General features: G+C 70.6%; 1 protein-coding gene. It reads left to right on the top strand.

The genetic code is table 11. The features are described from left to right. A partial coding sequence (locus UK12_RS42830) for a hypothetical protein (protein WP_045307413.1) occupies positions 1-252 on the top strand: 252 nt, incomplete at both ends.

Below are 252 nucleotides of genomic sequence, written 5' to 3'. Positions count from 1 at the left end.
GGATCTCGTCGCCGAGCGCCTGCGCCGCGACGGCGTCGTCGGAATGGCACCGGGTCTGGCGATCACTGCCATGCAGCACGCGCTGGACCACGGTGACATAGCCCTCACCATCGCCGATGTGGACTGGGACCGGGTGGCGGCCGAGACCGTCGGGGTTCGCCGGATCAGCCTCTTCAACGAGATCCCCGAGGCGCGCAAGGTCATGGAGGCGGCGTTCGCGCCGTCGGGTGACGCCGGCGCCGATGGGGAGTC

Origin of the sequence: Saccharothrix sp. ST-888, assembly GCF_000955975.1 — a bacterium.
GTDB lineage: Bacteria > Actinomycetota > Actinomycetes > Streptomycetales > Streptomycetaceae > Kitasatospora.
This window is presented reverse-complemented; position numbering and strand designations above follow the sequence as displayed.